This is a genomic window from Bacteroidales bacterium (assembly GCA_021157585.1).
Classification (GTDB): domain Bacteria; phylum Bacteroidota; class Bacteroidia; order Bacteroidales; family UBA12170; genus UBA12170.
In genome coordinates this window covers 16,999-29,763 of the sequence record JAGGWH010000077.1, presented here as the reverse complement: position 1 = coordinate 29,763, position 12,765 = coordinate 16,999, and the positions used below count along the sequence as shown (strand labels likewise).

At 33.5% G+C, this 12,765-nt stretch carries 11 protein-coding genes; 5 read left to right on the top strand and 6 right to left on the bottom strand.

All coding sequences use genetic code 11. The features are described 5' to 3' along the window. Both J7K39_05125 and J7K39_05120 read right to left on the bottom strand, forming a co-directional pair. A partial coding sequence (locus J7K39_05125) for an FAD-binding protein (GenBank protein MCD6179266.1) occupies nucleotides 1-952 on the bottom strand: 952 nt, incomplete at its 3' end. A 27-nt stretch (nucleotides 953-979) separates the two neighbouring features. Then, nucleotides 980-1,660 carry a succinate dehydrogenase cytochrome b subunit gene (locus J7K39_05120; GenBank protein ID MCD6179265.1) on the bottom strand — a complete coding sequence of 227 codons (681 nt, stop codon included), beginning with the start codon at nucleotides 1,658-1,660 and terminating at the stop codon, nucleotides 980-982. Between the two features lie 222 nt (nucleotides 1,661-1,882). Between J7K39_05120 and J7K39_05115 the strand changes: the two genes are divergently transcribed. Next, nucleotides 1,883-3,106, top strand: coding sequence for an aminopeptidase P family protein (locus tag J7K39_05115; GenBank protein MCD6179264.1), 1,224 nt, complete (start codon nucleotides 1,883-1,885; stop codon nucleotides 3,104-3,106). 177 nt (nucleotides 3,107-3,283) lie between these two features. Here J7K39_05115 and J7K39_05110 read toward each other — a convergent pair whose 3' ends face one another. Beyond that, nucleotides 3,284-4,318 carry a quinone-dependent dihydroorotate dehydrogenase gene (locus tag J7K39_05110; protein MCD6179263.1) on the bottom strand — a complete coding sequence of 345 codons (1,035 nt, stop codon included), beginning with the start codon at nucleotides 4,316-4,318 and terminating at the stop codon, nucleotides 3,284-3,286. A 45-nt stretch (nucleotides 4,319-4,363) separates the two neighbouring features. Beyond that, nucleotides 4,364-4,804 (bottom strand): DUF5606 domain-containing protein, encoded by a 441-nt coding sequence (locus J7K39_05105; protein ID MCD6179262.1) that lies wholly within the window; start codon nucleotides 4,802-4,804, stop codon nucleotides 4,364-4,366. Nucleotides 4,805-4,940: 136 nt separating this feature from the next. Between J7K39_05105 and J7K39_05100 the strand changes: the two genes are divergently transcribed. From J7K39_05100 to J7K39_05085, 4 genes are read left to right on the top strand one after another with little or no spacing between them, the layout of a single operon-like run. Beyond that, nucleotides 4,941-6,473 (top strand): sugar transferase, encoded by a 1,533-nt coding sequence (locus J7K39_05100; protein ID MCD6179261.1) that lies wholly within the window; start codon nucleotides 4,941-4,943, stop codon nucleotides 6,471-6,473. Nucleotide 6,474: 1 nt separating this feature from the next. Continuing rightward, on the top strand, nucleotides 6,475-6,900 hold the full coding sequence (locus J7K39_05095; GenBank protein ID MCD6179260.1) for a VanZ family protein: 426 nt from the start codon (nucleotides 6,475-6,477) through the stop codon (nucleotides 6,898-6,900). Further along, nucleotides 6,887-7,897 carry a peptidoglycan bridge formation glycyltransferase FemA/FemB family protein gene (locus J7K39_05090; protein ID MCD6179259.1) on the top strand — a complete coding sequence of 337 codons (1,011 nt, stop codon included), beginning with the start codon at nucleotides 6,887-6,889 and terminating at the stop codon, nucleotides 7,895-7,897. The genes J7K39_05095 and J7K39_05090 overlap by 14 nt, the downstream gene beginning before the upstream one ends. Before the next feature lie 22 nt (nucleotides 7,898-7,919). Further along, the gene (locus tag J7K39_05085; GenBank protein MCD6179258.1) at nucleotides 7,920-9,578 is read left to right on the top strand and encodes a hypothetical protein; all 1,659 of its coding nucleotides are present in this window, start codon (nucleotides 7,920-7,922) and stop codon (nucleotides 9,576-9,578) included. 89 nt (nucleotides 9,579-9,667) lie between these two features. Here the strand turns inward: J7K39_05085 and amrB are convergent, their stop codons facing one another. Then, nucleotides 9,668-10,756, bottom strand: a complete 1,089-nt coding sequence (amrB, locus tag J7K39_05080) for an AmmeMemoRadiSam system protein B (GenBank protein ID MCD6179257.1) — start codon at nucleotides 10,754-10,756, stop codon at nucleotides 9,668-9,670. Between the two features lie 79 nt (nucleotides 10,757-10,835). Further along, nucleotides 10,836-12,608 (bottom strand): bifunctional metallophosphatase/5'-nucleotidase, encoded by a 1,773-nt coding sequence (locus J7K39_05075; protein ID MCD6179256.1) that lies wholly within the window; start codon nucleotides 12,606-12,608, stop codon nucleotides 10,836-10,838. Nucleotides 12,609-12,765 lie beyond the last annotated feature (157 nt).

Below are 12,765 nucleotides of genomic sequence, written 5' to 3'. Positions count from 1 at the left end.
CTTTTAAATCTATCGGACTTAATTTACCATTACGAATAGCTTCTGCATCTTCTTTCCTTTTAGGAACCCAAATACGTCCGTCATTACGTAAACTCTCACTCATTAAAGTTAATTTAGATTGAAAATCGCCATGAACAGGAATACAGGTTGGATGAATTTGCATAAAAGCAGGGTTAGCAAAGAATGCTCCACGTTTCCAAGACTGAATTGGAGCTCCAATATTAGAAGACATTGCATTTGTTGACAAATAGAAAACATTGGCATATCCGCCTGTAGCAATAACAACCGCATGTGCAGAATGGCGTTCTATTTCACCTGTTATCAAATTTCTAGTTATTATACCTCGTGCTTTTCCGTCAACAACAACTAAGTCAAGCATTTCTCTACGAGTGTACATTGTAACGCTACCTTTATTTACTTCTTTACTCAAAGCACCGTAAACACCTAACAACAATTGTTGTCCGGTTTGACCGCGAGCATAAAAAGTACGCGATACCTGAGCACCACCAAAAGAACGATTATCTAAATATCCACTATAATCGCGAGCAAAAGGAACTCCTTGAGCAACACATTGATCAATAATATTATTACTTACTTCTGCTAAGCGATAAGTATTTGACTCACGACCACGATAATCGCCACCTTTTACAGTATCATAAAACAAACGATAAACGGAATCGCCATCGCTTGGGTAATTTTTTGCTGCATTTATACCTCCTTGTGCTGCGATACTATGTGCACGACGAGGGCTGTCTTGAATACAGAAATTCTTAACATTAAAGCCAAGTTCGCCAAAAGAAGCGGCAGCACCACCACCGGCTAATCCTGTTCCTACTACTATAATGTCAATTTTTCTTTTGTTCGAAGGGTTCACCAAATTTTGATGAGCTTTATAATTGGTCCACTTTTCGGCTACTGGGCCTTGGGGTACTTTTGAATCTAATTTTGTCATTTTAATTCTTTTTTAGGGATTAGCAAATTATTGCATTATCAAAAAATACAAAGGAATCGTAATAAATCCCGCAGGAACAACTATAGCATATACACTTCCGGCAATTTTTATAACAGATTTATATTTAGGATGATCCCATCCTAATGTTTGAAAAGCCGATTGAAAAGCATGATTCAAATGGAAACCTAAAATTACAAATGTTATAATATAAATTACAGAATAAATAGGTTGTGTAGTAAACAAGGCTACAGCAACATTATAAAATTCGGGATGACCATGTGCATCTACAAATGTTGTTGAGTTCAATCCTAATTTTAGAAAATAAAACTGATACAAGTGTAAAGCTAAAAATAAGAACACCAATAATCCGGTATAAATCATAGTCTGTGAAGAGAATGTTGTATTTGTTTTACTACCAGACTTATATCTTACGTTACCACGTGAAGCCCAGTTTTGTAGTTGAACAATAATACCATAAATAATGTGAATAATAAATCCTCCAAAAAGAACTACTTCGAAGACTTTAATAACCGGATTGGTTGCCATAAAGCCAGCAAGTAACTCAAAAATCTCTTGGTGATTTTCTGTTAACGGCATTAAAAACAAATTGATGCCCAAATGGACAAGCAAAAAGATAATTAAAAACAAACCCGCTAACGACATGATTACTTTCTTTGTAATCGATGAAAAGGTTCTTTGTTTAATCATAATGAATTTTTATTTAGTATATGTTTTAGATTTTTGATAAATAATTTCTGTATTTTTGTTTCAAACAAAACACAAATGTAAGATTTAAAGCCATTAAAAAGGCAGCATATCAGAAGGATTTAATTAATTTGTACTTATTATAAATAATTCAGTTTCAGGATGAGATATCATAAAATTGAAAATCAATTTTTTACAAAAAACAGAGAGAATTTCGTAAAAAGAATGGAATCTAATTCTATTGCTCTTTTTGTTTCAAATGATGAACAACCAAGAAATGGGGATCAGTATTTTCCTTTTCGACAATCATCTGATTTATTTTATCTCAGCGGTATCGACCAAGAAAAAAGTATTCTGATGTTGGCTCCCGATTGTCCTAATCCCAAACTTAGAGAAGTACTTTTTATTTTAAAAACCAATGAAACTATTGCTGTTTGGTATGGGCATAAGTACACCCAAGAAGAAGCTAGCGAAACTTCCGGAATTGAGAACATACATTGGTTAGATGAAATGGATATGATAATTAGAGAAGCTGCATCTTATGCGAAAAATATCTATCTCAACGACTACGAATATCCAAAATATGACTCAAAAGTTGAAAGTGGAGAAAAGCGTTTTGCAAAAGAAATAAGACAGCTCTATCCCTTACATATTTTTGAACGCTCTGCTCCCATTTTGTATGGGATGCGTATGATAAAATCAGAGACGGAAATTAATCTTTTAAAAGAGGCTTGTAAAATTACAAATAAAGCTTTTCGTCGGGTGCTTAAATTTGTAAAGCCTGAAGTTATGGAATTCGAAATTCAGGCAGAAATTGAACATGAATTTACACGAAACAGGGCTAATGGTCATGGCTATTATCCTATTATCGCCTCCGGTAAAAACGCCTGTACGCTACACTATATAGAAAATGATAAAGTCTGTCAGGATGGCGATGTGATTTTGTTTGACTTTGGTGCCGAATATGCCAATTACAGCGCAGATATGTCGAGGTCTATTCCTGTAAACGGGAAATTTACAGAAAGACAAAAAGATGTTTATCAAGCCGTTTTACGCACAATAAATACACTTACCGAAAACATGACTGTAGGAACTTCTCTCGATGATTTGGATAGACTTTCTAAAAAATTAATCGAAAAAGAGCTTATTGATTTAGGGCTTTTTAGCGAGGAAGAGAAGCAAAATCAAGACCCGAAAAATCCACTATATAAAAAGTATTTTATGCATGGTGTAAATCATCACCTTGGATTAGACGTACACGATGTAGGTGATAGAAATACTCCACTAACAGCAGGCATGGTTTTAACTTGCGAACCCGGAATTTATATTCCTGAAGAAAAGTTAGGGATTCGTCTTGAAAACGACATTTTGATTACCGAAGATGGACCCCTAAACCTTATGGCTGATATTCCAATTGAGATTGAGGAGATTGAAACGCTAATGAATTGATGTGTTGAACAACGCTAAGCTTAATTTCTAATTAAGCTTGTTATACATTGCGGTCTCCTAACCGCATTACATTTCAAACAATTATTTGTCAGAAACAAATTCAAACATCCAACCTAATTTGGAGATTAGGATGAGCGAGGGCTGACAGGTAACCAGTTACTCGTCACAGATCACTTGTTACATTCGACTTAGAATCTCTTTATTAATTCTTTTTGCTAAAAACGGTCCTTCATAAATAAACCCAGTATACACCTGAACAAGTGAGGCTCCTGCATTCAGTTTATCTATTGCATCCTCAGCAGTAAATATTCCGCCAACGGCAATAATTGGAAAAGCTCCATTTGATTTTTCTGTCAAGTATTTTATCACCTCTGTGGATCTTTTATTCAATGGCTTTCCGCTTAAACCACCATTGGCAATAGCTTTTACTTTTTCCTGATCCGTTTTTAAACCTTCACGACTCACACTAGTATTCACAGCAATTACACCGTGTATTTTAGTTTTTTTGATAACCGTAATCACCTCATCCAACTGTGCATTATTTAAATCTGGCGAAACTTTTAGTAAAATGGGTTTCTGCTTTGGCTTTGCCTTATTCTTTTCCATTACAGCATTCAATATGGCTTCGAGGTATTCTTGATCTTGCAATTCGTGCAAATCGCTGATATTTGGACAACTTACATTCACCACAAAATAATCTACCACATCGTATAATCCCTCAAAAACAGCAACATAATCATCTACCGCTTCGTTGTTAGGCGTGAGGGTATTTTTCCCTAAATTCCCACCAATAACAGCTTTTGTTTTTCGGTTTTTCAGATTATCGGCGGCCGCTAAAACACCACCATTATTAAAACCCATCCGATTGATTAAAGCCTTGTCTTTAGGTAAGCGAAATAAACGTGGTTTTGGATTTCCGGACTGTGCTTTTGGAGTAACTGTCCCTATTTCTATATGACCAAAGCCCAAATAACTCAGCTCATTAAACATAGTGGCATCTTTATCAAAGCCGGCAGCAATACCTACAGGATTAGAAAATTTAAGTCCAAACACTTCTCGTTCCAAGCGTTTATCTTGAACAACAAATATTTGTTTTGCCACATATTTAGACCCGGGAATTTTGAAAAATAACCATAAGCAAAAACGCACAAAATGATGAACATCTTCAGCATAAAACTTAAATAAAAGGGGACGAATAATAGATTTATACATTGTTTAAAATTATAAAAAAAGCCCGATTTACATCAGGCTTAATATTTATTCTTTTTCGTTGTCCTTGTCTTCCGAATCTGTTTCTTTTGTTTCAGGGTCTTCACTAAGATCAATCAAGCTTTTTGATTGAAGTATATTGTACCATTGTACCATTTTCTTTATATCCGAAACATAAACACGATCGCTATCATAATCAGGCAAAACACTTTCAAAGAAATCCGTCAATTCTTTGGCACTTGATTTGTGACTGAGAGCCGGTTGCTGATTCATAATATTGTACATCGACTGAAAAATTTGCTTTAATGGAACATCGTCAGTTTCCGTAAAAATGCTGATTTCCTCTAAAGAACTAATCCTTTCGTGCGAAAATGCCGGAATACGTTTTCCGTCGAGTAAAGATTCAACCAAAACTCCATTTTTGGTATTTGAGATCATTTTGTACAACCCGGGTTTACCGGCTATTGATAAGATTTTACTTAAGTCCATAAATTATAATTAAAAATTCATTGCAAAAATAATAAAATACATTAACCAACAAATGCTTTTCTTTAGGTCATTCTTCCGGCAAAAAACAGTCTAACTCCAATAATTGTTTTAAATTCGCTACAAAATTAATGCACTCATGAAGCGGCGAACGCTATTATTTGCTTTTGTAGATGTTTTTATCGTCTTCTTTGCCTTCTTAATTGCTGCTTATTTTAAGACCGGTAAGGAGAAAGCTATATTCAATTATTATTGGATGCCGTTTTTGATATTCGAAAGCATCTGGATTATTTCTTCTTTTCTATTTAAAAAGTACAAACTTCAGAAACTAAAGAATAAAAGCGACAACCTTTTCAATATTATTAAAAGTAATTTGTTTGTTTTATTCACCATTACTTTTGTTATCTTTTTTGCTAGCTTAAGCTATTCGCGATTGATGATAGTTATAACTGTTGTAATTGCAACTGTTATTGAAGGTGCTATAAGTTACTTCTATTTGCTCGATAAAGAGATGAGTAGTGGTATGGAACAAGTCGGCGAGTGGGAAATCCGTCAAGAGAAAAAAGATAAAAATAAAATTGGCAAAGAATTCCCTGTTATTGATGATACTACTCCAAAAGGTAAGTTCTACGAAAAACTCAAAAAATTAATTGTTGATGAAATTGGATCTAATCCATTTAAGTTTATAAAAAAATATACCCGGCTTACTACCGACGATGCTTTAGTTATTTCCACCACAACTAAATTCAATTTAACAAACCAACCCAAAGCAAACTATAAATACATTATTAATCTAAAGAGAATCAATGATATTCAATATATCAATAAATTTTTTGAAGCTGTTAATGCTAAACTCGAAATGGGAGGCATTTACATTAATAATGTTGAAACCTATACTGATAGAAAAAAACGATTACTCAAAAAATATCCTCCGATACTTAATTGGATATATTATTTCTTCGACTTTTTAGTAAAGCGTGTAATGCCTAAACTGGTTTTTACAAAGAAGTTTTATTTCCTTTTAACCGGAGGAAGAAATCGTGTTATGTCAAGAGCAGAAACACTTGGCAGGTTATACAGTTGTGGTTTCGAGCTTATCGATGAGAAATTTATTGACCAACAATTTTATTTTGCCGCAAGAAAAATTGACATCCCGGTTTTTGATGCTTCTCCAACTTATGGTCCTCTTATAAAACTCAGACGTTACGGAAAAAACGGGAAAATCCTCGGAGTATATAAAATGCGTACAATGCACCCTTTTTCAGAATACTTGCAAGCCTATGTTTATGAGAAAAGTCAATTGCAAGAAGGTGGAAAGTTTAAAGACGACTTTAGGGTAACCTCCTCGGGGAAACTTATGCGCAAATTTTGGATTGATGAACTACCAATGATTTTAAATGTTCTTAAAGGAGAAATGAAAATTGTAGGTGTTCGACCACTAAGCGAACACTATTTTAATTTGTATACCGATGAATTAAAAGAGCGACGATTAAAGTCAAAACCCGGACTTATCCCGCCTTTTTATGTTGATATGCCAATTACACTCGAAGAAATTATGGCTTCTGAAATGCGCTATCTTAAAGCTCATGAAAAGCACCCTTTACTAACTGACATCAACTATTTCTTTAAAGCATTTTACAATATTTTATTTAAAAAAGCCAGGAGTAAATAATATGATAAAATCATTGTATCAAAACAAAACGCTGCTGAAAACCATTTTCTGCCTTTGGTTAATATTTATTGCTATTGTCTCTTCATTACCCAATATTCCAACACAAGAAATTAACATATGGGATGAGCCTTTTCGTTTAGATTATTTAGAGCATTTTGGAGTGTTTGCAATATTATTCGGACTATTTGTTTTGTGGAAATCAGACAAAAACGGTTTCTTTTCCGTAAAAAAATATTACTTATTTATTCTCGGTTTACTTTTGTTTGCTGTTATTGATGAAATTCATCAATTGTGGATTTCCGGAAGATCATATAATCCACTCGATTTAATATATAATTTATTAGGCTCTATTTCAGGGATGTATTTTACCAAATTTAGTCTCAGAAAGATAATAAAAAAGATAATGCTAACTGATGATACAATTTAAAATTGTAAAATATCGTCTTGATAAAAGCTGGGATAATTTTGTTCTGCAGCATAGTCGTGGAAATGCATTCCAAACAAATTTAATGTTTGATTTATACCACCAAGCAAATGATTTTACTCCCTACTATTGCTTGGCTATAAATACACAGAATAAAAGAATAATTGCAGGGTTTTTATTTGTCATTCAAAAAACACCCTATCCTATTATTGGTAAATGGTTAAAACGCAGTTTAATCATTGGCGGACCTTTATTGCCTCAAAAGGGATCGAAAATATTTAGTGGCTTAATGAAAACCTATACCTCTTTTGTAAAAAGAAGAGCTATTTATTCGGAAATCAGAAATATTCACAACTGGAGCTATTTTACAGATGAGTTTAGAGAGTGTGGTTTTAAATATGAACCTCACCTTAATTATTTTGTTCCATTAAAAAATGACGAATTAGAGCCTAAATTATCTAAGAGTAAAATCAGACAAGTTAAAAAGGGTTTTGAACGAGGAGCAGTAATTATTGATAACCCAACAATAGAACAAGTTAAAGATTTCTATCAAATACTAAGAAATCTTTACAATAAAAGAATAAAGAAACCGCTTCCATCTTGGTCGTTTTTCAAAGCTTTTTATGAATTTCACGTTAAAGAAAATGTTGGAAAATATCTTTTAGTCAGTTATCACAACAAAATTATTGGAGGTATAATGCTTCCACTTTATAACGGAAAAACTGTTTATGAATGGTATGTCGCAGGTAACGACAAAGAGTTTAAAAAACTTTATCCTTCAGTTTTAGCTACTTGGACAGGTTTGCATTTTGCCAAAGAGAATAAATATTCGAGTTTTGATTTTATGGGAGCCGGATTCCCAAATATACCTTATGGAGTTCGCGAATTCAAATCTAAATTCGGTGGACAGTTAGTAAACTATGGTCGCTTCCGAAAGATTCATTACAAAAGCATTTATTATCTTGCACAGCTATTTCTTTCTTTTCGTAAAAAGAAGTAGTTTTATCACTTAGAGAATTACTATGAAAATTAAAATATATGTCATCCTTATTTCGCTATTTATCAGCGGCTTTAGCTATGCTCAAGTTGTTTATGAGCACATAAGTAATAAAAACATTTACAGCTTTTTAGACGAATTAGCAAATGAACAACTGATAGTTATCAATGGTGCTATAAAACCCTATTCAAGAGAATTTATAGCCCAAAAACTAAACGAGGCTGCGGAATTTAAAGGAGAACTCAATAAACGTCAATCAAAAGAGTTGGAATTTTATCAGTTGGCTTATATGTTAGAAGAAGATAAGCCTCTTCACTTAAACCCCACTTTCGATATCTTAAAACACTCTAATGGTTTTGGTACCGGGATCCATCCCTTTGGCGGATTTTATAAAGATGAGCTTTTTCGTTTTCAGGCACAGCCTTTATATTCTTATTCTTTTATTAAAAACGATAACGGAACGGAAAGTTTTAGCTATGGTGGATTAGAAGCACATGCTTATGTTGGTGAGCATTTTGGTTTTTATGCCAGCTTACGCGATAACCATACAAGTATTCGTTTTGGAAATCCTGAATTTTTAACTCTTTTTGAAGGTGGAAATTATAAAGGAAGTGAGAATGGTGGTGTCGATTGGAGCGAAATGCGAGGCGGAGTAACTTATGCCTGGGATTGGGGAAGTATTGCCTTAATAAAGGATCATTTTGAATGGGGAAGCAATCAGCATGGTGCTAATATTTTTGGTGGACAACAGCCTTCTTTTGCTCATATTTCATTAAAACTAAAGCCGGCTAAATGGCTCGAATTTAATTATATCCACGGTTGGTTAGTCTCAGAAGTTGTTGATAGCTCTCGCTCTTATTGGGATGATGACCGTTTTCGCTCTGTATTTCGTCCAAAATGGATTTCTGCTAATATGTTTTCTATTTCCCCTTTCGATTGGGTAAATATCTCTGTTGGAAATTCTATTATTTATAGCGATTATGATCATCCGGGATTTTGGATTCCTTTGTTTATTTATAAGTCGGTAGATCACACTTATAATGCTACAGATAGCTACGGACAAGCCGGACAAAATTCACAATTATTTGGCGATATTTCTATTCGTTATTTCAAACATTTACAGCTTTATGGTAGTTTATTTGCAGATGAAATAAAATTTACACGAATAGGCGATTCTACTGTGCATAATTTCTTTAGTTGGAAAGGTGGCTTTCAGTTAAGTAATTTCCCTTTAAAAAACTTAAGCTTCACGGCGGAATACACACGCACTCTTCCGGGACCTTATCAGCATCCGATTGAAACAACAACTTATGAATCTAACCAATATAATTTGGGACATTATTTAGGAGATAATGCAGAAGAAATATATCTGAGAATAACTTTTAAACCAATACGTGGACTGCATATTAAAGCAGAAGCTTTTTGGGCAAAACATGGACCTTATGTAGAATACGATGATAATGCGAGTATTATTATCGGAACTCCTTTTATGGAAAGCGTAAGTTGGGAAAACAAAACTCTATCTTTAGATATTCGCTACGAAGTAGTCAGCAATGTGTATGTTTATATTAATGCTATGAAAAGCGATATTTCCGGAGAAACTGAGCTGCTGAATATGTGGACTCCTACTTATTATCAAGGAGATCAACTAACTGTTTCGGCAGGTTTTAATGTTGGATTTTAAGACACTCCACCGTAAAGTGTGCAAACTGAATTTTTTATAGAATTCGGTTTTTGAGCTGAATCCTATCTTTAAATATAGAATACTATCTTTTATTCATAAGATATTCCTACATATCCTACCCAATGATGTTGATTTGCAGGAGCTGTTGTTCCCATACCAATATCTTTTACCTGAATATGTGGATTGCTAATGCTGCTACGATAATCAATTAAAGTTCCTTTTAACGGTTCATCTGTTATTAACGAGTTTAATTTATTGGCAACCATCAGTCCAAAAGGAAGAGTATATCTTCCGCACCAAGTCCATTTGTACTCTTTAAAATTATCCTCTTGGACAGTATATTTATTAAAGCGTCTTATTTTTTCCGAATTTAATGTCCCTATTAAACAATTATCAATAATTTCCATTTCTTTCTGAATTACTTTTGCTGTGCCCGCAGAGTCAACTCCAAAAGGAGCCATATTTTTTCCGCCCCAATCAGTATCCCCGTAATGAATGGCATCATTTGAAACAATAATGGCTATATCTTTCCCAAACTGAAGTTTTTCTTCTGACATAATTTCTTGCAACGCTTTTGCGAAATCATCCGAAAATGAATCCATATTCTTATAAGTGAAATAGGGAACCAACAATGGAATTATCTCAATATTTTTATTCTTCATTTGAAGAAAGGGAGTGAGGGCTTCTAAAGAATGTTCTATCTGCATCATACTATCGTGAATTACATAGTTTTCTTTAGATAGCTTTTGTATAAGTTTATCTCTCAGAGGAGAAATTCTAACATTTCCAAATGTCCCTTTCCAAGTATCAAAGTCACCAAAAACAAGTTTATTCTCAAGTTGAAAATTCCTTGCTTTATGAGCAACCCCAATTAAAACAACCGTATTTGCTTTTATTCCTTCCAGAGTTTTTAAATATAAGCCTGCAGCATAAGCATAATCATCATGTGGGTTAATAACCATTTTGTAAATCTTCTCTGTTTTAATCTTATCTTCTTTGCCTATGCGAGATACAATACTATCCATTTGCCAAGGATACTGAGTGAAACCGACAGTATCAACTAATTGTCTGATATGTAAGTCAGAAGTTTTTGTATAGGAATTTTGGTTTTTACAGGAGGTAAATAACAGACTTCCCAAAATAAATACTAAGCTTACTTTTAAAGATATATATTTCATAATCCATATGTTTTTAATGCAACGATATAAAAACAGATCTTTTTAAAACTAAAGAGACATCATTTAAAACTCAAAAGTCTTATTGGTTTTGAAACATTATCTGCCAATCCTTTTCTTTTCCTTTTTTCACCCAATTGATTGGAATCACATTCCAATTATTTAACTTCTGAGGTGTAATTATTTTCTCTTTTTCAATCCATTTCATAAGATAGTAACGTAAATCTTTCTGTGTAGAAGTGGTTATTCTTGCTGTTATTTCATTTTCAGGAATTTTTGCGCCAAGTGTTAAATGCCCACCTCCTCCATTACCACGATAAGAGTTTACGGCTACAGAATATATTTTCTTCAAGTCGAATGCTTTGCCATTAGACAGAGAATGTATTTTTATTTTTTCGCCCATTTCTTTCGATACATCAACAGTATAATTAATTCCCGCTGCTGAAGAGAAGTTATAATAACTAACTGCTAATTGCGGATTTCCGTGAGATAAAATAATTTGTCCTTTATTGTCGCGAGAAAAGTTAAGCAAGTGATCATCTTCGTTTTGCATTTGGTTAAACCAGTAGCCATAAGAATATTCGAGATAATCTTTTATTTCCTGACCGCTCATTTTCATAGTATATAACAGATTCTCGTATTTATATAAATTAAACATATCTCGCACATATACTTCTCCTTTATTTATTTCGGCATTATAGGAAAGAGGAGATGCAAAAGAAATATCGGCCTTTGTTAAATCGAGTTGAATACGCTGGATAAGATCGATGAAAGCAGAGTTGCCAAAGAAAGATTCTTTTGTTGATATTGCTTCGGTAAATTGACCAATAGGTTTAGAAACGTAATCTTTTACTTCTTTAATTTGCGAACTAAATTCATTTATAAATGCCTGATGGGGTTTGTAATTTTCAACGGTAATTACATTTCCGGTAATTTCTTTTTCCCAAACATTTGTTTCTTTATTTTTATTTAAAATAATAGTTGCCTCAGTTGCTGTACCCGCTGAACCTTTTGTGCCAAGAATCAAAACCTTATTTCCTTCGGCATCATTTACCCAATAATTCCAACTCTTATGGTCGTGACCAACAAATACCACATCAAAACCGGGAACTTGTTCGGCCACAAGCTGTGATGCGTTCTCATTCCGTAACATATCGGCTGTTTGCCCATTATAGTTCCACTCTACACCCGAATGGAAAAGACCTATCAATATATCCGGATGTTCTTTCTCTTCGATTATTTTCACCCATTTTTTGGCAGTTAGTATCATATCTTGAAAATCTATACCACTCCATATTTTTTCTGGCAACCACATAGGAATTCCCGGAGTAATTAATCCAAGAATAGCAATTTTAACTCCTTTACGGTTTAAAATAGTGTAGGGTTTAAAATAAGGTTTTCCGGTTTTTGTATTTACAGCATTGGCAGCCATCCAAGGAAAATCAAATTCCTTTTCTATTTTATCGTAAACATTATGCCCTGCTTCAATATCATGATTTCCAACTGTTGCTGCATCATATTTCATATAATTCATTACACTAGCACAAATATGTTCGGTATCTGTTTTTTCAAAATTAGAATAATAAACCACGGGCTGACCTTGTAAAATATCACCATTATCTAAAAGAATAAGTTCTTGTTTCTTATCTAATCTTTGCTCTTCTATATAGGTATATATTTGAGCCAAAGAAGTAGCTGCGGCTTTATCGTTCTTAAAATCCCAAGGGTAAATAGCTCCGTGAATATCACTGGTTTCTATTAATTTTAAATTTACCGTTTGTGCTTGCAGAGAAAATGCAATTGAAAACAAAAAGAACGCAAAAAAAATACGAGGAATTATATAGTCCTTACTCATTATTAAGTTTATTATAAATTGTTGGGTAAAATTAATAAAAAAGCAGCTCTAATGGATATTCGGCTTATTTTGAGAGAAGAAATACCTGAAACATATTGGTAATGATTGAGGGTAAGCAAAATAAGAGGAGGATTTTGGCTATATGAATATAACTTCA

What these genes read in the sequence shown, in the direction of transcription:
- J7K39_05120 (MCD6179265.1), bottom strand. Translation starts at nt 1,660, where the DNA reads ATGATTAAACAAAGAACCTTTTCATCGATTACAAAGAAAGTAATCATG.
- J7K39_05115 (MCD6179264.1), top strand. Translation starts at nt 1,883, where the DNA reads ATGGAATCTAATTCTATTGCTCTTTTTGTTTCAAATGATGAACAACCA.
- J7K39_05110 (MCD6179263.1), bottom strand. Translation starts at nt 4,318, where the DNA reads ATGTATAAATCTATTATTCGTCCCCTTTTATTTAAGTTTTATGCTGAA.
- J7K39_05105 (MCD6179262.1), bottom strand. Translation starts at nt 4,804, where the DNA reads ATGGACTTAAGTAAAATCTTATCAATAGCCGGTAAACCCGGGTTGTAC.
- J7K39_05100 (MCD6179261.1), top strand. Translation starts at nt 4,941, where the DNA reads ATGAAGCGGCGAACGCTATTATTTGCTTTTGTAGATGTTTTTATCGTC.
- J7K39_05095 (MCD6179260.1), top strand. Translation starts at nt 6,475, where the DNA reads ATGATAAAATCATTGTATCAAAACAAAACGCTGCTGAAAACCATTTTC.
- J7K39_05090 (MCD6179259.1), top strand. Translation starts at nt 6,887, where the DNA reads ATGATACAATTTAAAATTGTAAAATATCGTCTTGATAAAAGCTGGGAT.
- J7K39_05085 (MCD6179258.1), top strand. Translation starts at nt 7,920, where the DNA reads ATGAAAATTAAAATATATGTCATCCTTATTTCGCTATTTATCAGCGGC.
- amrB (MCD6179257.1), bottom strand. Translation starts at nt 10,756, where the DNA reads ATGAAATATATATCTTTAAAAGTAAGCTTAGTATTTATTTTGGGAAGT.
- J7K39_05075 (MCD6179256.1), bottom strand. Translation starts at nt 12,608, where the DNA reads ATGAGTAAGGACTATATAATTCCTCGTATTTTTTTTGCGTTCTTTTTG.